The sequence below is a fragment of the Deltaproteobacteria bacterium GWC2_65_14 genome, assembly GCA_001797615.1.
In the GTDB taxonomy this organism is placed as follows: domain Bacteria; phylum Desulfobacterota; class Deferrimicrobia; order Deferrimicrobiales; family Deferrimicrobiaceae; genus GWC2-65-14.
The window spans coordinates 1-23028 of record MGPV01000020.1 but is presented as its reverse complement, the minus strand read 5'-3'; the positions used below and the strand labels follow the sequence as shown (position 1 = coordinate 23028).

At 66.8% G+C, this 23028-nt stretch carries 18 protein-coding genes, 1 tRNA gene and 2 pseudogenes (1 of these 21 only partly in view); all 21 read right to left on the bottom strand.

The features are described 5' to 3' along the window. Positions 1–87 (bottom strand): annotated as a pseudogene (locus A2X88_03275) (translation initiation factor IF-3) (it extends 591 nt beyond the left edge of the window). Positions 88–98: 11 nt separating this feature from the next. Continuing rightward, complete coding sequence (locus A2X88_03270; protein ID OGP34925.1) at positions 99–1949, bottom strand: threonine--tRNA ligase; 1851 nt, start codon at positions 1947–1949, stop codon at positions 99–101. 89 nt (positions 1950–2038) lie between these two features. Further along, positions 2039–2115, bottom strand: a tRNA-Val gene (locus A2X88_03265). A gap of 27 nt (positions 2116–2142) precedes the next feature. Further along, on the bottom strand, positions 2143–3477 hold the full coding sequence (locus A2X88_03260; GenBank protein OGP34924.1) for a hypothetical protein: 1335 nt from the start codon (positions 3475–3477) through the stop codon (positions 2143–2145). Further along, entirely contained in the window at positions 3470–4057 is a 588-nt protein-coding gene (locus tag A2X88_03255; protein ID OGP34923.1) for a hypothetical protein, read from the bottom strand. The genes A2X88_03260 and A2X88_03255 overlap by 8 nt, the downstream gene beginning before the upstream one ends. Continuing rightward, a complete protein-coding gene (locus A2X88_03250; protein OGP34922.1) occupies positions 4054–5151 on the bottom strand; it encodes a GTPase HflX in 1098 nt (365 codons plus the stop codon). Before A2X88_03250 ends, A2X88_03255 begins: the two co-directional genes overlap by 4 nt. Next, positions 5151–8612: a DNA polymerase III subunit alpha gene (locus A2X88_03245; GenBank protein ID OGP34921.1), complete on the bottom strand. Its 3462-nt coding sequence runs from the start codon at positions 8610–8612 to the stop codon at positions 5151–5153. Before A2X88_03245 ends, A2X88_03250 begins: the two co-directional genes overlap by 1 nt. Positions 8613–8655: 43 nt before the next feature. Beyond that, positions 8656–10161 (bottom strand): glutamine-hydrolyzing GMP synthase, encoded by a 1506-nt coding sequence (locus A2X88_03240; GenBank protein OGP34954.1) that lies wholly within the window; start codon positions 10159–10161, stop codon positions 8656–8658. 49 nt (positions 10162–10210) lie between these two features. Further along, positions 10211–11677 carry an IMP dehydrogenase gene (locus tag A2X88_03235; GenBank protein OGP34920.1) on the bottom strand — a complete coding sequence of 489 codons (1467 nt, stop codon included), beginning with the start codon at positions 11675–11677 and terminating at the stop codon, positions 10211–10213. Continuing rightward, the gene (locus A2X88_03230; GenBank protein OGP34919.1) at positions 11678–12631 is read right to left on the bottom strand and encodes a hypothetical protein; all 954 of its coding nucleotides are present in this window, start codon (positions 12629–12631) and stop codon (positions 11678–11680) included. Continuing rightward, on the bottom strand, positions 12628–13947 hold the full coding sequence (locus A2X88_03225) for a ribosome biogenesis GTPase Der (GenBank protein OGP34918.1): 1320 nt from the start codon (positions 13945–13947) through the stop codon (positions 12628–12630). Before A2X88_03225 ends, A2X88_03230 begins: the two co-directional genes overlap by 4 nt. Further along, entirely contained in the window at positions 13940–14830 is an 891-nt protein-coding gene (locus tag A2X88_03220) for a GTPase Era (protein OGP34917.1), read from the bottom strand. The genes A2X88_03225 and A2X88_03220 overlap by 8 nt, the downstream gene beginning before the upstream one ends. Continuing rightward, on the bottom strand, positions 14827–15516 hold the full coding sequence (locus tag A2X88_03215) for a ribonuclease III (protein ID OGP34916.1): 690 nt from the start codon (positions 15514–15516) through the stop codon (positions 14827–14829). Before A2X88_03215 ends, A2X88_03220 begins: the two co-directional genes overlap by 4 nt. Position 15517: 1 nt before the next feature. After that, complete coding sequence (locus A2X88_03210; protein ID OGP34915.1) at positions 15518–16816, bottom strand: tRNA (N(6)-L-threonylcarbamoyladenosine(37)-C(2))-methylthiotransferase MtaB; 1299 nt, start codon at positions 16814–16816, stop codon at positions 15518–15520. Further along, positions 16792–17880, bottom strand: a complete 1089-nt coding sequence (locus A2X88_03205; protein ID OGP34914.1) for a tRNA 2-thiouridine(34) synthase MnmA — start codon at positions 17878–17880, stop codon at positions 16792–16794. The genes A2X88_03210 and A2X88_03205 overlap by 25 nt, the downstream gene beginning before the upstream one ends. Next, positions 17877–19058: a cysteine desulfurase NifS gene (locus A2X88_03200; protein OGP34913.1), complete on the bottom strand. Its 1182-nt coding sequence runs from the start codon at positions 19056–19058 to the stop codon at positions 17877–17879. The genes A2X88_03205 and A2X88_03200 overlap by 4 nt, the downstream gene beginning before the upstream one ends. Beyond that, the gene (locus A2X88_03195) at positions 19055–19486 is read right to left on the bottom strand and encodes a hypothetical protein (protein ID OGP34912.1); all 432 of its coding nucleotides are present in this window, start codon (positions 19484–19486) and stop codon (positions 19055–19057) included. The genes A2X88_03200 and A2X88_03195 overlap by 4 nt, the downstream gene beginning before the upstream one ends. Further along, positions 19483–20163 carry a serine O-acetyltransferase gene (locus A2X88_03190; protein ID OGP34911.1) on the bottom strand — a complete coding sequence of 227 codons (681 nt, stop codon included), beginning with the start codon at positions 20161–20163 and terminating at the stop codon, positions 19483–19485. The genes A2X88_03195 and A2X88_03190 overlap by 4 nt, the downstream gene beginning before the upstream one ends. A gap of 40 nt (positions 20164–20203) precedes the next feature. Continuing rightward, positions 20204–20668 (bottom strand): hypothetical protein, encoded by a 465-nt coding sequence (locus A2X88_03185; GenBank protein ID OGP34910.1) that lies wholly within the window; start codon positions 20666–20668, stop codon positions 20204–20206. Next, entirely contained in the window at positions 20661–22247 is a 1587-nt protein-coding gene (locus A2X88_03180) for a citramalate synthase (GenBank protein ID OGP34909.1), read from the bottom strand. Before A2X88_03180 ends, A2X88_03185 begins: the two co-directional genes overlap by 8 nt. After that, positions 22244–23028, bottom strand: a pseudogene (locus A2X88_03175) (aspartate kinase). Before A2X88_03175 ends, A2X88_03180 begins: the two are co-directional and overlap by 4 nt.

The following is a 23028-nucleotide window of genomic DNA, read 5'->3' as shown; positions in this document are numbered from 1 at the left end:
GAGGACGCCCAACGGCTCCCCCTCTGCCCCCACGAGCCGTACCTGTGGAACGCGGATCTGTTCGTTGATTCTGGATTCCTTTGCGATGGCTCCCTCCTTTACGTCTTCGGGTTGATGGTTTCCTTCCGCAGCGTCTCGAGGAAATCCCCGAGGGACATGGCCGGAAGCTGCTCCCCTCCGAGGCGGCGGGGAGAAACCTGGCGGCCGGACGTCTCCCGGTCGCCGATCACGAGCGCGTAGGGAACTTTCTGCAACTGGGATTCCCGGACCTTGTAGCCGAGCTTCTCGTTCCGGAAATCGCCCTCCGCCCGGAATCCGGCCCCCCGCAGGGCCTCCACCACCTCCCGGGCATACTCCGCGTGCCGGTCGGCCACCGACAGCACGTCGGCCTGCACGGGGGCAAGCCACGCCGGAAAGGCCCCCCCGTAGTGCTCCACGAGCACCCCGAAGAACCGCTCCAGCGATCCCATCAGGGCGCGGTGGATCATGATGGCGCGCTGTTCCTTGCCGTCCTCGCCGATGTAGGACACGTCGAACCGTTCCGGATTGTTGAAGTCCACCTGGATGGTCGAGCATTGCCACGACCGCCCGAGCATGTCCTGGATCTTGATGTCGATCTTCGGGCCGTAGAAGACCCCCTCGCCGGGGTCCACCTCGTAGGGGAGCCCCTTGCGCTCCAGCGCCCCCTTCAGCGCCGCCTCCGCCTTCGCCCAGTGCTCGAGTGTCCCGGCGTACCGCTCCGGGCGCGTCGAAAGGAAGATGTCGTACCGGTCGAACCCGAAGCGCCGCAGCACGAACAGGGTGAAGTCCAGCAGGGAGAAGATCTCCTCGTCGAGCTGGCTTGGCTGCAGGAACAGGTGGGCGTCGTCCTGGGTGAACCCCCGCACGCGCAGCAGGCCGTGGAGCGTCCCGGAGGGCTCGTACCGGTAGACGGTCCCCAGCTCGGCGTACCGGATCGGGAGCTCCCGGTAGGAGCGCATCTTCGACTTGTAGATCAGGATGTGGAACGGGCAGTTCATCGGCTTGAGCTGGTAGTCCTGCCCCTCCACGGCGATCGGCGAGAACATGCTCTGTTGATAGAAATCGAGATGGCCGCTGGTCTTCCAGAGATCGAGCCGCGCCACGTGGGGGGAAAACACCAGATCGTATCCCGCCCGCACATGCTCCTCCCTCCAGAAATCCTCCATGATCCTTCGGACGGTCGCCCCGCGGGGATGCCAGAGGATGAGCCCCGGACCGATCTCCTCGTTCACGCTGAAAAGGTCCAGCTCCTTCCCGAGCTTCCGGTGGTCCCGTCTGCGGACCTCTTCCAGCATCCGGAGGTGGTCGTCGAGCTCCTTCCTCGTGGCGAAGGCGGCTCCGTAGATCCGGGTGAGCATCCGGTTCTTCGAGTCTCCCCGCCAGTAGGCGCCGGCGGTGTGCATCAGCTTGAACGCCCCGACTTTCCCGCTGCTGGGCACGTGGGGGCCCCGGCACAGGTCGAGGAAGCCGCCCATCCGGTAGAGCGACACGGTCTCCTCCGGGATGTCGGAGAGCAGCTCCTCCTTGTACGGCTCCCCCGGGAATCGGGACCGCGCTTCGTCCCGGGAAACCACCTCCCGCTCGAACGGGCGATCCTCCTTCACGATCTCGGCCATCCGTCGCTCGATCGCCTCCAGGTCCTCCGGAGTGAACGGCGGCTCCACGTCGAAGTCGTAGTAGAAGCCGTTCTCGATCGACGGGCCGATCGTGATCCTCGCCCCGGGGAACAGCTCCGTCACCGCCGCCGCCATCACGTGGGCGGTGCTGTGGCGGACGATCTCGACCCCGTCGGGATCCTTCGGGGTGATCCACTCGACCGTCCCGCCTGGAGGAGCTTCGGCGGCGAGATCCAGGACGCGGTCTCCGACCCGCGCCGCGATCGCCGTCTTCGCCTTCCCCTGTCGTTTCGCAAGCTCGAGCAACGTCATCGATTCTCCCGGACCGAATGCAAAAATGCCCGCGCACCGGAGCCCCGGCGCGAAGGCCGTTTCTGGGTCCACCGTGCAGGGAAGATAAATGGTGGGCGATACTGGACTTGAACCAGTGACCCCCTGCATGTCAAGCAGGTACTCTAACCATCTGAGCTAATCGCCCCAATCCGACCGCTTGAGCCTTTCATTGTTAGCAGAATCCTGCCCGGAATGTCAATGTATCACATGTATTTTCCCGTTTGTATACCGCCTCGTAGAACCCCCGGGGGGTGGGCTCGAAGATCCGGACCTCCGTGCCGGTTTCCCGGGCGAGATCCTCCGGGGAGAGGTTGTCCAGGAAGATGTCTCCGGCCTCCCGCAGGCAGACGGAGGGGATGTAGACCCGCCCGGCACGTTTCCCCTTCAGGGCATCGAGGATGTCCGACCCGCCCAGGAGCCCCGTCACCGTCACCCCGTCCCCGAGCAGCCGGTTTTTCACCGGCAGCGCACGGAAGGCGGTCTTCCCCCGGCGGGAGAATTCCTGAAGAAAACCGGCCACATGCTCCCGGGGGGAGAGCCCCGTGATCACCGTGCCGCCCCGGTCGGCCTTCGGCCATCGGGTTCTGCGAAACAGCGAGCGCGATTGGTCCAGGAAGAGCCGGAGGAGACCGACGCCGTTTCCCTCCTGGGCGAAGCTTCCGTAGGCCTGCCTCCCCGGGATCCGCTTCCCGGCCAGCAGGTAATACTCGTCGGCGGCCTGGGCGAACGGCTCCCCTCCCCCGTCCCCGATCCGCCTGCGCAGGGCGGCGAGCATCCCAAGGGTGCGGCGCGCCTCCTCCCCGCTGACCGGGCGGATCGGCGGAAGCCCGCGCCGGTGCGCGGTCAGCCCCACCGGCACCACCGCCACCGTCGCCAGGCCCGGACGAAACCGCGCCAGCGACCGCAGGGTCGATTCCAGCTTCTCCCCGTCGTTGAGCCCCGGGCACACGACGATCTGCCCGTGGAGCAGGATCCCGGCCGAGACGAGCCGGCGCAGCAGTTCGTTCACGTCCCGGGCATGCGGGTTCCCGAGCATCGCCCTGCGCAGCGCCGGGTCCGCGGTGTGGATCGATACGTACAGGGGGGAGAGGCGGTACCGCTCGATCTTCCGAAGTTCCTCCTCGGTCACGTCGGAAAGGGTCACGTAGTTCCCCTGGAGGAAGGAGAGACGGGCATCCTCGTCCTTGAGATAGAGGCTTTTCCGGAGCCCCTTCGGAAGCTGGTGGACGAAGCAGAAGATGCACCGGTTCCTGCACCGGCGGACCCTCACCGGCTCCGGGACCAGGCCGAGCGGATTCCCCGCGGGGCGGAACGACTTTTCCCTGCGCGCCCCGGTTCTGTCGGACCAGAGGATCCGGAACCTCCCGCGGCTCGTGAGGAAATGCAGGTCGAGCAGGTCCTCGACCGGGATTCCGGAAACGGCAAGGATCCGGTCCCCCGCGAGAATCCCGGCCCCGGCGGCCGGGGACCCCGGTCGCACGGCGCGTACCGACACCCCCTCATGCACGGGAAAACTTCCGGAGCCCGATGGCCAGGTAATGGATGCCGGAGATCCCCGTGGAGGCGGCGCACAGCAGGACGACCCCGTACGTCGCCACCGGCTCGATTCCGGCGGACAGGGTATCCAGGAACCCGGGGAAGGCCCGCACCGTCAAAAAGTAGAGGACGGTCGCGATCTGTACGATGGTGTTCACCTTGCCGGTGCCGGTGACCTCGATCTCCCCCATTCCGAGGATCAGGAGGATCAGGATGCTCCCGACGAGGATGAACAGGTCCCGGCTGACGATCATGATGGCCAGCCAGGCCGGAACCACCTTCACGATCGCGAGGATCACGAAGGAGGTGGCCATCAGGATCTTGTCCGCGATGGGGTCGAGGAGGAAGCCGAGGAGGGTTCGCTGCCGGAGCCACCGGGCGAGCAGCCCGTCCAGCATGTCGCTCAACCCGCAGACGGCGAACACCAGCAGGGCGTACCGGAAGTTCCCCTCGATCAGCAGGTAGGCGAACAGGGGAACCAGCAGCACCCGGGTCGTGGTCAGCCCGTTCGCGATGTTGACCAGGCGGGCCTGGTCGAAGCGGTCCCTCATGCGCTTCGAAGGCATAGCTCCCGCTCCATCTCCTCGAGCAGCCGGTCGGTCCCCAGCCCCGTGCGGGCCGAGACCCGGATCCCGCCCGCGGGGCAGGCCCCGCCCGCCCGGCCCAGGTCGGCCTTGTTCACGGCGAGCAGGGTCGGCCGGTCGCCGTACCCGAGCACCCCGAGAATCGCCTCCACGGAGCCGATGTTCTCCTCCATCCGCTCCGTGCTGCCGTCGGCCACGTGCACGATCAGGTCGGCCTCGCCGATCCCCTCCAGGGTCGCGAGGAAGGCGTTCCGGAGCTCGTCCGGAAGCTCGTGGATGAACCCGACCGTGTCCACGAGGATCCCTCCCCTCCCCGCCGGGAGCCGGAACCGTCGCGCGGTGGGGTCGAGGGTGGCGAAGAGCTGGTCCGCCACGAAGGCGTCCGCCCCCGTGAGCCGGTTGAACAGGGTGGACTTCCCGGCGTTCGTGTAGCCCACCAGGGCGACCACGTGGAACCCGACCTCCTTCCTCCGCCGGTAGTGGAGCGCCCGGGTGCGGCGAACCGTGACGAGCTCCCGCTCGATCTGCCGGATCTGGTTCCGGATCCGGCGGCGGTCCTCCTCCAGCTTCTTCTCTCCGGGCCCCCGGGTTCCGATCCCTCCGCCGAGGCGCGAGAGCTCGCTCCTCCCCCCGATCAGCCTCCCGATCCGGAAGGAGAGCTGGGCCAGCTCCACCTGGAGCTTCCCTTCCCGGGTCCGCGCCCGCCGGGCGAAGATGTCGAGGATCACCTCCCTCCGGTCCAGCACCTTCACCTCGAGCCGCTCCTCCAGGTTCGCCTGCTGCTTCGGCCGAAGAAGGTTCTGGAAGACGACCAGGTCGACGTCCTGTTCCCGGACCGTTTCCTTGAGCTCCTCCACCGTCCCAGACCCGATCAGGGTCCCCGGGTTTTCCGAAACCACCACCTGGGTTCTCGCGCCGGCCACGACGCCGCCGGCCGCCTCGACGAGGCTGGAAAGCTCCGCCAGCAGGTCGGGAGGGGGGGGAGAGCCGGGGACGGGACGCCGTTTTCTCTGGGCGTGAACCAGCCAGGCCCGTTCGGGGCTGTCCGGCCGCTCCCGCATCAGTGGAGCCGGAGCACGCCGTACCCGAACCGCGCCCGCAGTTCGCGCGCAAGCGTGAGGGAGGGAAGGATCGAGAACGAGTCCGGCAGGTCGAACACCGCCTCGAATTCCCCCTCCCGGACCAGGTGGAGGTACGATTTCTTGCTCCCGCGGTGCCGCTCGATCATCCGGCGAAGGTCGGAGAGGTCGGCCGCCGTCATCCGGTCCGCCCGGACCTCGAGGTGAACCGACCGGCCCAGCTGATCCCGCAGGCTCTCCATGCCGTAGACCGCCGTCGTCTTGATCCGGGCCGACCGGTCGTCCGTCTCCAGTTGGCCGACGAAAAAGACCGGCTGGTCCGAGGAGAGGAGCTCCTGGCATTCCCGGTAGGTCTCCGGAAAGACGAGCACCTCGACGATCCCCTCGAGATCCTCGAGGGTGAGCGTGGCCATCTTCTCCCCCTTCCGGGTGGTCCTCTCCCGAAGGGCGTTGACGATTCCGCCGACCCGGACCTCGGTCCCGGATTTCATCCCCGCGAGACGGCCGGTGGTGGCGTTCGCGAAAAGCTCCAGCTCGTCGGCATAGTCGTCGAGCGGATGCCCGGTGATGTAGAACCCGAGCGCCTCCTTCTCGAAGGCGAGCCGCTCCCGCATGCTCCAGACGGGGTAGGGCTTCTGGCCCCCCGGCTTCCCCGTTGCAGGCGCCGATTCCTCTTCCCCGAACAGGGAGAACTGTCCCGACTCCCTGCGCCGCACGGTCTCCTGCGCGGCCTCCAGGAGCGCCGGCAGCGAAGCGAACAGCCTGTCCCGCTCGGCCGACAGGGTGTCGAACGCTCCCGCCTTGACGAGGCTTTCCACCGCCCGCTTGTTCACCTTCCGCAGGTCGACCCGGGAGAGGAAATCCTCGACCGAGCGGAACGGCTCCTCCCCCTTCGCCTCCCGGATCGCCTCGATCGCGGACGCGCCGATCCCCTTGATCGCCGAGAGCCCGAACCGGATCCCGTTCCCCGCGGGATAGAAGGCGTAGCGGGACTCGTTCACGTCGGGCGGAAGGATCGGGATCCCCTTCTCCCGGCAGTAGGCGATGTACCGGATGATCTTCGCCGTGTCGCCGGATTCCGAGGTCATGAGGGCGCAGAAGTACTCCACCGGATGGTGGGCCTTGAGGGTGGCGGTCTGGTAGGCCACCAACGCGTAGGCGGCGCTGTGCGACTTGTTGAATCCGTACTCGCCGAACTGCGCCATCAGGTCGAAGATCGCCGCCGTCTTCTGGGCGGGCACCCCCCGCTCGCGCGCCCCGTCGAGGAAGCGGCGCTTCTGCTGCTCCATGAGTTCGGGGTCCTTCTTCCCCATCGCTTTTCTCAGGACGTCCGCCTCCCCCATGGAGAAGCCGGCCAGCGCCGCCGCGATCTGCATCACCTGCTCCTGGTAGACGATGACGCCGTAGGTCTCCCGGAGGATCTCCTTGAGCTCCGGCAGGAGGTATTCGATCTTCTTCTGGCCGTGCCTCCGCTGGATGAAGTCCTCGACCATCCCGCTCTGGAGCGGTCCCGGACGATAGAGGGCCACGGCGTCGATCAGGTGGGTGAACCGGTCCGGCTTCAGCCGGAGGAGCAGGTCGGTGAAGCCGCGGCTCTCGCACTGGAAGACCCCGGCCGTGTCCCCCCGGGAGAGCATCGCGTAGGTCTCCGGGTCGGAGAGGGAGAGGGTCTCCAGGTCCACCTCCTCGTTCCGGAGCTCCCGGAGGAGGACGAGCGTGTCGTGGATCGCCGTGAGGGTCCGCAGCCCGAGAAAGTCGAACTTCACCAGGCCGACCTTCTCGATATGCTTCATCGAGAACTGGGTGGTGATGTCTCCGTTCGAATTCCGGTACAGCGGGACATACTCGGTGATCGGCCGGTTCGCGATGACCACCCCCGCCGCATGGGTCGAGGCGTGGCGGGAGAGCCCCTCGATTCCCCGGGCATACTCGAAGAGTTCCCCGATCTTCGGGTTCTCCCGGATCATCTCTCCCAGCCGGGGCTCGACCTTCAGCGCCCTGTCGAGCGTCATCCCGAGGTCGGGTGGGATCAGCTTGGCGATCCGGTCGACCTCGAAGTAGGGCATCTCGAGCACCCGGCCCACATCCCGGACCGCCGCCCGGGCCTTCATCGTCCCGAAGGTGATGATCTGGGCCACGTTTTCCTTCCCGTACCGATCCTCCACGTAGCGGATCACCTCGTCCCGGCGGTCCTTGCAGAAGTCGCAGTCGATGTCGGGAAGGCTGATCCGCTCCGGGTTCAGGAACCGCTCGAAGAGCAGGCCGTACGGGATCGGGTCGACCTCGGTGATCCGGAGGGAGTAGGCGACCAGGCTCCCCGCGGCGCTTCCTCTCCCGGGGCCCACCGGGATCCCCTGTTCCTTCGCATAGCGGATGAAGTCCCACACGATCAGGAAATACCCGGAAAAGCCGGTCTTCTCGATGACGGAGAGCTCGAACTCGAGCCGCTTCCGGTAGGTCTCCTCGTTCTTCACGTCGATTTTCCCGCCGCGCCGCTTCATCTCCCCGAACCGCCGGGCGAGCCCCTCTCCGGCGAGTTGCCGCAGGTACTTCTCCGAGGTCATCCCGTCGGGAACGCGGAATTCCGGGATCTTGTTGCGGCCGAGGTCGAGCTCCACCCGGCAGCGTTCGGCGATCGCAAGGGTGTTCCGGAGGGCGTCCGGCGCGACGTGTCCGAAGGCCCGCTCGAACTCCTCCGCCGACTTCACGTAGAACTGGTCGGTCTCGAACCGCATCCGCCCCTCGGCCCCGATCGTCTTTCCGGTCTGGAGGCAGAGCAGGATGTCGTGCACCCGGGCGTCGGACCGCTCGAGATAGTGGCAGTCGTTCGTGGCCACCAGCGGGGTGCCGGTCCGGCGGGCCAGCTCGATCAGGCCGGGGTTCGCCCGGTTCTGCTCCTTGAGCCCGTTGTCCTGGATCTCGATAAAGAAGCGCCCGTCCGGGAAGATCTCCCGGTACTCCTCGACCGCCAGGGCGGCCCGGTCCGGCCCTTCGTGGCGCAGGAGGGTGGGGATCTCCCCCTGCAGGCAGGCCGAGGTGGCGATCAGGCCGGCACCATGCTCCCGGAGCAGCTCGCGGTCGACCCGGGGCTTGTAGTAGAACCCCTCCACGTGGGCCCGGGAGACGAGGCGGATCAGGTTCCGGTACCCCTGGTCCGACTCGGCCAGCAGGATCATGTGGTGGGAGCGGTCGCCCCCCTGCCCCGCGTTGCGGTCGTGGCGGGAACCCGGCGCGACGTAGACCTCGGCGCCGAGGATCGGGCGGATCCCCTCGTTGACCGCCTGTTCGTAGAAATCGACCGCCCCGATCATCCCGCCGTGGTCGGTCAGCGCCACCGCGGGCATCTTCATCCGGGCGACCTTGCGCACCAGTTCCTTGATCTTGATCGCCCCGTCCAGGAGGCTGTACTGGGAATGCAGGTGCAGGTGGACGAACTCGCTCATCTTCCCCTTCCGTCCGGCGTGTTCCGGGGGGCGGGCAGCTCCCCTATTCCCATTCTATCGTGCTCGGGGGCTTGGAGGAGATGTCGTATACGACCCGGTTGATCCCCTGGACCTCGTTGATGATCCGGGTCGAGATCCGCTGGAGAAGATCGTAGGGGAGGCGGACCCAGTCGGCGGTCATGCCGTCGAGGCTGTGGACGGCCCGGACCGCGGCGACGTTCTCGTAGGTCCGCTCGTCCCCCATCACCCCGACCGTCTTGATCGGGAGGAGGACGGCGAAGGACTGCCAGATCGACTCGTAGAGCCCGGCCGCGCGCACCTCCTCGATCACGATGGCGTCGGCCTCCTGGAGGATCCGGATCCTCTCGGGGGTCACCGCGCCGATGATCCGGACCGCGAGCCCGGGACCCGGGAAGGGCTGCCGGTCCAGGATGGGATCGGGGACTCCCAGTTCCCGCCCGAGCTCCCGGACCTCGTCCTTGAACAGCTCCCGGAGCGGCTCGATCAGCCGAAGGTGCATCTTCTCCGGAAGCCCCCCCACGTTGTGGTGCGACTTGATCGTGGCCGACGGCCCCTTGAAGGAGACGCTTTCGATCACGTCGGGATAGAGGGTTCCCTGGCCGAGGAAGCCGACCCCCGGGATCTTCCGGGCCGCCTCCTCGAACACCCGGATGAAGATCTCCCCGATGATCTTCCGCTTCCTCTCCGGGTCCTCCACCCCCTCGAGCGCGGCGAGGAACCGGTCGGCGGCGTCGACATGCTCCAGGTGAAGCCCGATCCCTCCCCGGAAGGTGCGAAGGACCTCCTCCCCCTCCTCCTTTCTCAGCAGACCGTTGTCCACGAAGATGCAGGTGAGCTGGTCGCCGAGCGCCCGGTGCAGCAGCACCGCGGCGACCGACGAGTCGACCCCCCCGGAGAGTCCGAGGACGACCCTGTCGTCCCCCACCGTCTCGCGGGTCTTCCGGATGCTGGTCTCGATGAAGGAGTGCATCGTCCAGACCGGGGAAAGTCCGCAGATCCGGAAGAGGAAGTTCGAGAGGATCTCCTTCCCCCTCGGGGTGTGGGCCACCTCGGGGTGGAACTGCACGCCGTAGAGGTTCCGGTCCCGGTCCGCCATCGCCGCCATCGGGGAGTTCTCCGAGCGGGCAATCGCGGCGAATCCCTCCGGCAGCGTCTCGAGCCGGTCCCCGTGGCTCATCCAGACCTGGATCGTCCTCTGGTGCCGGAATTCCTCGATTCCGAGGAAGAGGGGGCTCCCCCACTCCCCACGGATATTGGCGAAACCGTATTCCCGTCCGGCCGCGCGGGCCACCGTCCCCCCCAGCAGGTGGGCGATCAGCTGCATCCCGTAGCAGATCCCCAGCACGGGAATCCCCATCTCCAGCACCTCCCGGGGGATTCCGGGCGCGTTCTCCTCGTAGACGCTGGCCGGGCCTCCGGAGAGGATGATCCCGGAGGGACCGAATTCCCGGATCGCTTCCGGGGAAACGTTGCAGGGATGGATCTCGCAATAGACCTTCAGCTCCCGAACGCGCCGCGCGATGAGCATGGTGTACTGGGAACCGAAGTCCAGGATGAGGACCTTTCCCTCCACGCGGCTACTGCTCCACCCGGTAGTTCGGGGCTTCCTTCGTGATGATCACGTCGTGCACGTGGCTCTCCTTGAGCCCCGCCGCCGTGATCCGGATGAACTTCGCCCGCTTCTGCAGCTGCGCGATGTTCGCCGCGCCGACGTATCCCATCCCCGCCTTGACCCCTCCGACCAGCTGGAAGATCATGGGGGCGATCGGCCCCCGGTAGGGGACCCTCCCCTCGATCCCCTCCGGGACGAGCTTCGCCTCCGTTTCGACGTGGGCCTGGAAATAGCGGTCCTTGCTCCCCTTCTTCATCGCCTCGAGGGAGCCCATCCCGCGGTAGACCTTGTAGGAACGCCCCTGGTAGAGGACGATCTCGCCGGGGCTCTCGTCGGTTCCCGCGAGAAGGGAGCCGATCATCACGGCGGAGGCGCCGGCCGCCAGCGCCTTCGTGACGTCCCCGGAGTACTTGATCCCGCCGTCCGCGATGAGGGAGACCCCCTTCTTCCGGGCCGCCACCGCGCACTTCATGACGGCGGTGATCTGGGGCACCCCGATCCCCGCGACGACCCGCGTCGTGCAGATCGAGCCGGGCCCCACCCCCACCTTCACGCAGTCGACGCCCGCCCGGATCAGCGCCTCCGCGGCCTCCCCGGTGGCCACGTTCCCTGCGACGAGCTGGACGTCCGGGAAGTTCTTCCGCGTGCGGCGGACCGCCTCGATCACGTCCCGGGAGTGGCCGTGCGCCGTGTCGATGCAGAGGATGTCCGCCCCGGCCTTCAGGAGCTTCTCCGTCCTCTCTGCCAGTTCGGCCCCGACCCCGAGGGCGGCCCCCACCCGGAGACGCCCCTTGGAGTCCTTGCAGGCGAACGGGTACTTCTGGATCTTCAGGATGTCCTTGATCGTGATCAGTCCGCGCAGGTTGTTGCCGCGGTCGACGACGAGCAGTTTCTCGATCCGGTTCTTGTGGAGGATCTCCTTGGCCTGGTCCAGCGTGGTCCCGACCGGCACCGTGACGAGCCGGTCCTTCGTCATGACCTTCTCGATGGGCTGCTCGAAGTTCGTCTCGAACCGCAGGTCCCGGTTCGTGAGGATCCCCACCAGCTTTCCGTTCCGGGTGACCGGAAGTCCGGAGATCCGGTATTTTTCCATCACCTGGAGCGCTTCCGCCACCTTCTGCCCGGGGTCCACCGTGATCGGGTCGGAGATCATCCCGCTTTCCGACTTCTTCACCCGGTCCACCTCGTGCGCCTGCTCGTCCGGGCTGTTGTTCCGGTGGATGAACCCGAGCCCCCCCTCCCGGGCCATGGCGATCGCCGCCTCCGCCTCGGTGACGGTGTCCATCGCGGCGCTGATGATCGGGATGTTCAGCTTCACCCGGGGGGTGAGCATCACCGAGACGTCCACCTCCTTCGGGATCACCTCCGACTCGGCGGGCAGCAGCAGCACGTCGTCGAACGTCAAACCGTCCTCCATCGGCTTTCTCGGCATCTATCCTCTCCCTTTCCGTCCGCACAGCCCCCGGAGGATCCCCTCCAGGAGGCCCGCGTCGCTGATCGTGAGGTCTTCGATACGGAACCGTTCCATGGCGGCCACCGCCTGGCAGACCCCGAACACGATGTACCGCTCCCGCCCCTTCTCCATTCCCGGCAGCGCCAGACGCGCGGCCTCCGTCATCCCGGCGAGACGCTTCTCCCAGCGGCGGACCTTCGCAAGGGTCATCCGGACGCCGTCGATCCGCTCCGGACGGTAGATCCGCATCCTCCGTTCCAGGGCGGCCAGCGTGGTGAAGGTCCCGGCGGTCCCCACCATCCTGCGGAACCTCCGCCTCTTCCAGAGGTCCGTTCCGGCCTCGATCCGCTCCGCCAGGAAATGCCCCAGGTTCGAAAGCTCCCAGCTCCGCGGCGGTTCCGACAGGGGGAACGACGCCGACAGCAGGACGACTCCGATCGGAAGGCTCACGAAATCCCGTTTCCCGGGCCCCGCGATGAGCTCGGTGCTTCCCCCGCCGATGTCCATGAGCAGGGTGCCGTCACCCGTTCCGCCTCCCCCGGAGATCCCCTCCCAGGTCAGGCGGGACTCCTCCCGCGCGGTGATGATCCCGACCGGGATCCCTGCCCGCGCGGCCTCCGCGAGGAATTCCTCCCGGTTGGAGGACTCCCGGAGCGCCGCGGTGCCGCATGCCCTGTACTCTACCACGCCGAGCCGGTCCAGTTCCTTCCGGAAATCCCGGAGGGCGTCGAGGGAAGCGGCGAATTCCGGCGCGCCGATGGCCCCGGTTTCCCGGAGGGCCTTCCCCATCCCCGTGATCCTGCGCATCCGGATGACGGGACGGAACCCCTCCTCCGTCTCAGAGACGACCAGCATCCGGACGGTGTTCGTTCCGACGTCGACGGCCGCCAGCCGCCTAATCCCCTTCCGCATGGAGGAGAGCCGGAGGGTCATCGTTCGCGGTAGACGATGCGGATGGGCGCCCCGGCGAATCCGAACCGCTCCCGGATCCTGTTCTGGAGATACCGGGTGAAAGCGTCCGGGACGGCGGTCCGGTCCTTGACGAACACGGCGAAGGAGGGAGGCATGACCCCGACCTGGGTGATGTAGAAGGCCCGGTTCCGCCCCCGCTTCGACGGGATCGGGATGGAGGACAGAAACGTGGAAGCCGTCCGGTTCAGGATCCCGGTGGGGATCCGCTTCCGGAAGCTTCCGTAGGCCTCCTCGATCTTGCGGAACAGCAGGGAGAGCCCGTTCCCGGTGACGGAGTTCATCGGGATGACGGAGGCGAAGGAGGCGTAGCCCAGCTCCTCCTGGATCGCGCGGATCGTCTTCCGGCTCTCCTCCTCCCCCCCGGGGAACAGGTCCACCTTGTTCGCCGCGACGACCACCGCCCGCTCCTCCGACAGGATGTACCGGAGGATCTGGCGGTCCTGGTGGGTGACGCCGTCCGGGGCCTCGACCATCAGGATCGCCAGGTCGCAGCGCCGCATGGAGTCCAGGCTCTTGATGACGGTGACCTTTTCGAGAAGGGTGTCGGTCTTCCGCTTCGCCCGGATTCCCGCGGTGTCGATGAACAGGTACCGCTTCCCCGCATGTTCCACCATCACGTCGATCGAGTCCCGGGTCGTCCCGGGGATCTCCGAGGCGATCACCCGATCGTATCCCGCGATCGTGTTCACCAGCGTCGATTTCCCCACGTTCGGCCTTCCCAGGACGGCGACCCGGGGGACTCCTTCCTCCGTCTCCGGTTCTTCCGCGGGGTCCTCGGGAACCAGCGAGGAAATCGCCTCGAGGAGATCCCCCACGCCGGTGCCATGCTCCGCGGAGATCGGGTAGACGGCGTCCACGGAAAGCTCGTGGAACTGCGTCACCCCCTCCGATCCCTCCCGCGTGTCCACCTTGTTCGCCGCGAGGAAGAACTTCTTTTCCCGCTCCCGGAGCATCGAGGCGATCTCCTTGTCCAGCGGGAGAACGCCGTCCCGGGAATCCACGAGGAAGATCACGGCGTCGGACTCGTAGATCGCCCGGAGCACCTGCCCCCGCACTTTCACGAGGAGGTCCTCCGCCTTCCCAGGGACATACCCGCCGGTGTCGATCAGGCGGATCCTCTTCCCGTCCACCGTGACCGAATAGGAGACGAGGTCCCGCGTCACCCCCGGCTCGCCGTAGGTGATCGACCGGCGCCTGCCGGCGAGGCGGTTGAAGAGGGTCGACTTCCCCACGTTCGGGCGCCCCACCAGCGCGACCGTGAACTCCGCCTTAGACATATCCGAGCCGCCGCAGCAAGGTCTCCCTCCGGCTCCAGTCCTTCTCCACCTTCACGAACAGGTCCAAGTATACCCGTTCTCCGGTCTCCCGCTCCAGTTCCTCGCGGGCCGCCGTTCCGATCCGCTTGAGCATCCTGCCCCCCCGCCCGATCACGATCCCCTTCTGGGAATCCCGCTCGACGAGGATCTCCGCCCGGATCCGGATCAACCGCTTCTCCGGGTCCTCCTTGTACTCCTCGATCGACACCGCGACGCTGTACGGCAGCTCCTCCGACAGGCACCCGAAGAGCTTCTCCCGGATGATCTCCTTCGCGATGAACCGCATGGGGAGATCGGTCAGCTCCTCCTCCGGGTAGTAGGCGGGTCCCTCCGGGAGGATTTCGAAGAGGTGGGAGAGGAGCTCGTCCATCCCGGTTCCGACGGTCGCGGAGAGGAGAAACCCCCGGCTGTAGAGTCCGGAAGCCATCCGTTCCTCCCGCATCCTCTCCGCCGATTCCGGCATCCGGTCCACCTTGTTCACGCCGAGCAGCCGGGGGACGGGAGCCCCCGCCAGCACCTTCCGGACCAGCTCCTCCTCCTCTCCGAGCGTCGGGGGACGGTCGTCCACCAGGTGGAGCACGACGTCGGCCTCCCCCGCGATCCGCTCCGCGATCCGGACCATGTGCTCGTTCAGCGCCTTCGTGGGACGGTGGATCCCCGGGCTGTCCAGGAAGACGATCTGCCCCCTCGCCTCGGTGTAGATCCCCGCGATCCGGTCCCGCGTGGTCTGCGGTTTCGGGGTGACGATCGCGATCTTCGCGCCCAGGATCCGGTTCATCAGGGTGGATTTCCCGACGTTCGGGCGCCCCACCAGTGCGACGAACCCCGATCGTCCCGCGGTCATTCCTCCTCCTCCGGAAGGGTCGCAAGCAGCCTGACGGCCGCATCCATCTCCGCCTCCTTCTTCGTGGTTCCCGTCCCTTCCGCCTCCCGACCGTCGGCAAGGCGGACCGACGCGGTGAAGGTCCTGGCATGCGGGGGCCCATCCTCCGTCTTGACCCGGTAGCGCGGCAGGGGGACCCCCGTCCGCTGGCACCGCTCCTGGAGACGGCTTTTCGCGTCGAACCGCTCCGCCAGCTCCTCCGCCGGGGGACCGTCCCGGAATTCGGACAGGACGAATCGTCTCGCCGCGTCGAATCCCCCGTCGAGGAAGATCGCGCCGGTGATCGCCTCGACCGTGTCGGCGATCATCTTCCGGGTCACCCCTCCCCCCTTCTCCCGGACGGAGGGGTCGATCCGCAGCGCCCCGGACACCCCGATCCTCTGCCCGACGCGGAACAGGTTCCGGTTGTTGATCACGGCGGCGCGCCTCTTCGAGAGATCTCCCTCCCCGGCTTCCGGGAACCGGTGAAAGGTCGCCTCCGCGATGCAGAGGTTGAGCACCGCGTCCCCCAGATACTCGAGCCGCTCGTAGGAATGTTCCCCGTCCTTCTCCCCCAGGGTGGAAGCGTGCCGGAGCGCCTCCGCGAGAAGCTCCGGATTCCGGAACCGGTACCCGATCCTTTTCTCGAGTTCGGCCGTATTCTTCATGTCAGCCGGTCACCTCCCCGTCCAGGACACCGTTCCGGCATGCGCCGACCCGGACCCGGCACAGCTTCCCCAAGCGCTCCCCGCCGGCGGGAAAGGCGACTTCCAGGTAGTTTTCCGACCGGCCGGACATCCTTCCGCCCCCGGGGAGCTCCCTCTCGGCAAGGACCTCGAGGATCCTTCCCGCCTGGGCGGCGGCGAACCGCTCCCGCTTCTCCCGGTCCAGCGAAAGCAGCGTCCCGACCCGCTCCTTCTTCACGGCGGGGGGAACGTCATCCTTCCAGCCGGCGCTCTCCGTGCCGGGGCGGGAGGAGTAGGGGAAGACGTGCAGGTAGTGGACCGGCGCATCGCGGAGGAACCGCACCGTTTCCAGGAAATCCTCGCGGGTCTCTCCGGGGAAGCCGGCCATGACATCGGCGCCGATCTGGATCCCGGGGATCCGCTCCGCCGCCGCGGAAACGGTCTCGCGATACTCCCGGGCGCGGTAGGGCCTGCGCATCCTCGACAGGGTCCGGTCGCAACCGCTCTGGAGCGGGACATGCAGGTGGGGACAGACCCTCCGGTGCTCCTCCAGAAGATCGAGCAGACGTTCGTTCATTTCCTTCGGCTCGATGGAGCTCAGCCGGATCCTCGCCTCCGACAGCCGTCCGAGCAGCCGGCGAACCAGCGACGAAAGCGCGTCCGGCTCTCCCCGGTCGGACCCGTACCGTCCGATGTGGATCCCGGTCAGGACCAGCTCCCTGGCCCCGTCCGCCTCCGAGGCCGCGGCCGCCTCCAGGATCTTTGCTTCCGGAAGGGAACGGCTTTTCCCGCGGGCCAGCGGGACGACGCAATAGGCGCAGGCGGAGTCGCAACCGTCCTGGATCTTCAGGAAGGTCCTGCGGTGCCCCAGCAGGAGATCCGCCGCATGCTCGGAAAGCGAGGTCCCCGGCTCCGCGCTCCCCCCCCGGACCCGGTTCAGGATCTCCGAAAGCGTCTGCCCGGATCCATCTTCCCCGTTTCCGGACCCGAGCCAGTAGTCCACCTCCGGAACTCGGGAACGCGCATCGGGGGCCACACGCGCGTAGCAGCCGGAGAGAACGATCGTCGCCCCGGGGTTCTCCCGCCGGGAACGACGGGCAAGAGACCGGCTGTCCCGGTCGGCCCGGTGGGTCACGGTGCAGCTGTTGATGACGACGACGTCGGCGAAAGAGGCGTGGGGAACGACCTCGAACCCCTCCAGAACCGCGGCCCGCACGATCGCCGCGGAATCGGCGAAGTTCGCCTTGCAGCCGACGGTTACGACCGCGAGCCGTTTGCGCATTCGATCCAGCCGCCCCCCAGGACCTCCCTCCCGTCGTACAGGACGAGCGCCTGTCCCGGCGTCACGCTGCGCTGCGGCGAATCGAAGACGGCCTCGAGCCGGTCTCCCTCGACGCGGACCTGCACGCCGACTCCGGGGTGCCGGTACCGGACTTTGGCGGTGGCGCGGAACTCCCTCGCCGGGGGGGCTCCCGCCACGAAGGTGCAGCGGCCCGCGGTGGCCCCTGCGGACAGCGTGTCGTTCTCGGTCCCGAGCACCACCTCGTTTTTCTCCGCGTCGATGGCCACCACGTACAGGGGCTCCTTGGCGGCGATCCCCAGCCCCTTGCGCTGCCCGACGGTGTACCGGAGGACTCCCTTGTGGATGCCGAGGACGTTCCCCTCCCGGTCGAGAAAATGCCCTTCCCGCTCCTCGATCCCGGTCCGGCTCAGGAACCGCGCATAGGAGTCGTCGGTGACAAAGCAGATGTCCTGGCTCTCCTTCTTCTCGAAGACGGGCATCCCCGCCCCGTAGGCGACCTTCCGGACCTGCTCCTTCGTCATCTCCCCGACGGGGAAGCGGATCCGGGCCAGCCGCTCCGACTCGAGGGAGAAGAGGAAGTAGGACTGGTCCTTCGCGGGATCCTCGCCCGCGAAGAGGCGGCACCTCCCGGAGGGTTCCCGGAGGATCACGGCATAATGACCGGTGGCGATCCCCTCCGCCCCCAGCTCGTCGGCCTTCCGCAGGAGCGCCCGGAATTTCAGATGCTCGTTGCAGAGGATGCAGGGGTTGGGGGTCCTCCCCGTCGCGTATTCCCGGATGAAGGGGTCGATCACCTCCCTCCGGAACTCCTCCCGGAGGTTCAGCACGTAGTAGGGGATCCCCAGGGTGTCGCAGACCCGGCGCGCGTCGTAGAGGTCGTCCAGCGAGCAGCAGGTCCCGGCCCTGTCCTTCCGGACCTGCGAGAAATCGTACAGGTCCATCGAGATGCCGATCACCTCCCACCCCTCCCGCTGAAGGAGGAGGGCCGCCACGGAGGAGTCGACCCCCCCGCTCATCGCCGCGAGAATCCGTTTTCCCTTCATCGGGCCTTCGCCTCCCGGGCGCCCGGATAGATCGGAGAGAGGGCGCGCAGCTTGTTCACGACCACTTCGATGGCGTCGACGGCATAGTCCACGTCCGCCTCGCTGTTTTCCTGCCCCAGGCTGAACCGGAGCGCGCCCTGGGCGTCGATCGGATCGGCCCCCATCGCCATGAGCACCGGGGAGGGCTCCAGCGACCCGGAGGTGCAGGCGGACCCGGACGAGCAGGCGATCCCGACCATGTCCAGGTTCAGCAGCATCGCCTCCCCCTCCACGTACCGGAAGGAGATGTTCACCGTGTTCGGCAGGCGGCCGTCCAAAGGCCCGTTCCGCACCAGCTCCGGAATCCGCCGGAAGAGCCTCTCCTCGAACCGGTCCCGGAGGCGGCGGGTTTCCTCCACCTCCTCCGCCATGTGATCGCGCAGCAGCTCGAAGGCCTTTCCCATGCCGACGATGCCGACGACGTTCTCCGTTCCCCCGCGGCGCCCCCTCTCCTGGTGTCCCCCGTGCACGTTCGCCTCGATCTCGATCCCCTTCCGGACGATCAGCCCGCCCGCCCCCTTGAGGGCGTTGACCTTGTGGGCGGAGAAGGTGAGCAGGTCCACCGGGAGCGCCGCCCAGTCGATCGGGATCTTTCCCGCGGCCTGGACCGCGTCGGTGTGCATGAGGACTCCCGCCTCCCGGGCGATCCCGCCGATCTCCCGGATCGGCATGATCGCTCCGGTCTCGTTGTTCGCGTACATGATCGAGACCAGGATCGTGTCGGGGGTGATGGCGCTTCGGACCGCGTCGGGCTCGACGACCCCCTGCCGGTTCACCGGGGCGTAGGTCACCCGGTATCCCTGCTTCTCGAGGAACCGGCAGCTGTTCAGCACCGCGGGATGCTCCACCCGGGAGGTGACGATATGCTTTCCGCCGTTCCCCCGGCGCATCGCGATCCCCTTGATCGCGAGGTTGTCGCTTTCGGTCCCGGAACCGGTGAAGACCACCTCCAGCGGCTGGCATCCGAAGAATGCGGCGACCGCCCCCCGGGCGTCCTCGATTCCCTTGCGGACCTCCCGTCCCGACCAGTGGATGCTCGAGGGGTTGCCGAAGAGCTCCTCGAGGTAGGGAGCGACCGCCCGGCGTACCTCCGGATGCACCGGGGTGGTCGCGTTGTGGTCGAAATAGACCTTTCTCATCCCCCCGCCTCCGCCGCGCCCTCCCCGTGAGGACGGAAGAGGTCCTCCACCGTGATGGAATCGAGGAAGCCGTCGATCCGCTCCTCCAGCGTGTCCCACATGTTCTGCGTCCTGCAGCGCTCGATCATTCCGCACTTTCTCCCGGACTTGCGGCAGCCGACCCGGGACTCCTTCCCTTCGGCGGAGCGGATGATCTCTCCGATCGTGATCTGGGAGGGATGCCGCGCGAGGATGAACCCCCCTCCCGGCCCCCGGACGCTTTTCACCAGCTTCCGCCGGCGCAGGCTCGCGAAGAGCTGCTGGAGGTAGAGCTCGGAGATGTCCTCCTGGCGGGAGATATCCTTCAGGGAAACGGGATTCCCGCGCGAAGCGCCGGAAAGGGAGACCAGCGCCATGACGGCATAGCGTCCCCGGGAGGTGATCTTCACGGCCGGGATCCCACGCGGCGGGTCTCCTCCCCCTCCTCGAGTTTCCGGGTCAGCTCGTCGATCCGCTGGTGCAGCGCCGCCACCTGGTCGGTCAGGCACTGGATCGCCTTTCCCTCCGGATCCGGAGTCCCCCCCACCCCCGTGGGGTCTTGGTAGACGTTCCCCTCCCGGAAGACGACCCGCCCCGGAATGCCGACCACGGTGGAGTTCGGCGGGACCTCCTTGTTCACCACCGAGCCGGACCCGATCTTCGAATTCTCGCCCACCAGGATCGCGCCGAGGATGGAGGCGTTCGCCCCGATGATGACGTTGTCCCCGATCGTCGGGTGCCGCTTCCCCTTCTTCCAGCTGGTCCCCCCCAGGGTGACGCCGTGGTACATCGTCACGTTTTTCCCGATCTCGGCGGTCTCCCCGATGACCACCCCCATCCCGTGGTCGATGAAGAACCCTTCGCCGATCGTCGCCCCCGGGTGGATCTCGATCCCGGTCAGCCAGCGGGAAATGTGCGAAACGAAGCGGGCCGGGAACCGCAGGTTCCGTTTCCAGAGCCAGCTGGCGAGGGAATGAAACCGCACGGCGTGGAACCCCGGGTAGCAGAACAGGATTTCCACGACGCCCTGTGCGGCCGGGTCGCGCTCGAAGATCACCCGGATGTCGTTCCGGATCCTGCTGAACATCTCTTCCCTCCTTTGTTCCGGTTTAACATGACCAATATAGTCAATTATTATGAAATCCGGAAAGGAAGGGAAGGATTTTTTTCAGCCTCCGCTCCTTGATTCCCCGGACGCGGAGAAGATCTTCGGGACGCCGGAATCCACCGGTACGGCTTCGGACCTCCACCAACGCCTTCGCAGTTGAATCCGAAACTCCCGGGATTGTTGATATTTCCTGAGGGTCGGCACGGTTGACATCGATCCGGTGCCCGAGGAGATATCTCTGACGGACCCCGCGGGGGACTCTTCCGCCGGAATCGACCGCCGACGGGGAGGCGTCCGTCGACGGGAACGCACCGGCCTGGGCCGGGGCATCTCCGGTCGACCGGGGAACCGGGCCGGTCATCAGCCCGATTCCCGAGGCAAAGTTATTCCCGATCAGGACGATCAGGGATAGAAGCAGGCAGGCCTTGTGCCGTTCGTGCCGGGGGGGGAGAGGGTGCGTCGCGTCGCCACTCCCGTCATGCATCCTCCTCCCGGATGACACCTCTGGACCTCCACAATTTGTAGCGGATGCTGTCCACCAGGGCCTGCCAGGAGGCCTCGATGATGTTTTCCGAGACCCCGACCGTGCCCCACTGCTGCTCCTTGTCGCCGGACTGTATCAAGACCCGTACCGAGGAGCCCGTGCCGCCTCCGCTCAGGACGCGGACCTTGTAGTCCAGCAGCTCGACCTCCGAGAGCTCCGGGTAGAAGGTCTCGAGCGCCTTCCGCAGGGCGTTGTCCATCGCGTTCACCGGCCCGTTTCCCAGCGCCGCGGTGTGTTCGACCTTGCCGTCCACCTCCACCATGATGGTCGCCTCGGCGATCGGCGCCTCCTTCTCCGAGCGCTTCTCGTCGATCACCCGGAACCCCTTCAGCTCGAAGAAGGGCTTGTGGGTCCCCATCGCCCGGCGGACCAGGATCTCGAAGGAGGCCTCGGCCCCCTCGAACTGGTAGCCCTTGTGCTCGAGCTCCTTGATCTGCTCGAGGATCTCCTCCGCCGCGGGATCACCGGAGCGAAACGGGATCCCTTTCTCCTGGAATTTCGACAGGATGTTGCTCCTCCCGGAGAGATCGGAGATCAGCACCCTTCTGCGGTTCCCCACGGTCCCGGGCTCGAGATGCTCGTAGGTCCCGGGGTTCCTGCGGATCGCGGAGACATGCATCCCTCCCTTGTGCGCGAAGGCGGCGTCCCCCACGAACGGCTGGTGCAGCCAGGGCTTGAGATTGGCGATCTCGGAGACATACCGGGAGAGCGCCGTCAGCTTCTTCAGCCGGTCCGGCGGCACGACATCGTACCCCATCTTGATCTGGAGGCTGGGGAGGATCGAGACGAGGTTCGCGTTCCCGCACCGCTCCCCGTACCCGTTGACCGTCCCCTGGACCTGGGTCACCCCCCCCTCCACCGCGACCAGGGAGTTCGCCACCGCCATCTCGGAGTCGTTGTGGGTATGGATCCCGAGCGGCAGCCGGGTCGTTTTCCGGACCTGCCGGACGATCCTGCCGACCTCCGAGGGAAGCGATCCCCCGTTCGTGTCGCACAGGATCAGCCAGTCGGCCCCGCCGTCTGCCGCCGCCTGGAGGGCTTTCAGCGCATACTTCGGATTCCGCTTGTACCCGTCGAAGAAGTGTTCCGCGTCGAAGAAGACCTGGCCGGTCCGCTTTTTCAGGAATTCCATCGTCTCCCGGATCGCCTTCAGGTTTTCCTCCAGCGTGGTCCGGAGCGCCTCGGTGACGTGGAAATCCCAGGTCTTCCCGACCACCGTGATGACCGGCGTCTCGGCGGACAGGAGCGCCTTCATGTTGGCGTCCTCCTCCACCTTCTTCCCCACGCGGCGGGTCATGCCGAATGCGCACAGCTTCGCCTGCTTGAGCCGCATCCGTTTTCCGCGCTCGAAGAACTCCTTGTCTTTAGGATTCGAGCCGGGGTATCCCCCCTCGATGTAGTGGATGCCGAACTCGTCGAGCCTCTCCGTGATGGCGACCTTGTCCATGACGGAGAGGGAGACCTCCTCGGCCTGGGTTCCGTCCCGAAGCGTCGTGTCGTAGAGAAAGATTTTCTTCATCGCTTCACCGCCGTCCTTTTCCGTTTTCCGGAGGTTCCGGGTTTCCTTCCTGCGGCTGCCGGTCTGCCGAGTCCGAACGCGTTGTGGAGCACCCGCACCGCGAGCTCCGTATACTTTTCCTCGATCAGGCAGGAGATCTTGATCTCCGAGGTGGTGATCCCCAGGATGTTGATCGCGTCCCCCGCCAGCGTCTCGAAGACCTTCGTGGCGACCCCGGAGTGGGAGCGCATCGCCATCCCGACGATCGACACCTTCGCGATCCTGTCGTCTCCCACCACACTCTCCGCGGCGATCTCCTTCGCGACCCCCTCGGTCACCTTCATCGCCTTCTTGTAGTCGCTTCGCCCGACGGTAAAGGTGAGGTCGGTGAAGCCGGTCACGGAGACGTTCTGGACGATCACGTCGACGACGATGTTGGCGTCGGAGAGCGGCTTGAAGATCTTCGCGGCGATCCCCGGCCTGTCGGGAACCTTCACGATGGTGATCTTCGCCTCGTTCTTGCTGTAGGCCACTCCGGTCACGATCGCCGTTTCCATGATCTCCTCCTCCCTCGTCACGAGGGTTCCCGGGTTGTCGTTGAACGAGGAGCGGACGTGGATCCGCACCCCGTACTTCATCCCGAACTCCACCGCCCGGATCTGGAGCACCTTGGCCCCGAGGCTGGCCAGCTCGAGCATCTCCTCGAAGGAGATCTTCCCGAGCTTCTTCGCGTCGGAGCAGATGTTCGGATCGGTGGTGTAGACCCCGTCCACGTCGGTGTAGATCTCGCAGACGTCCGCCG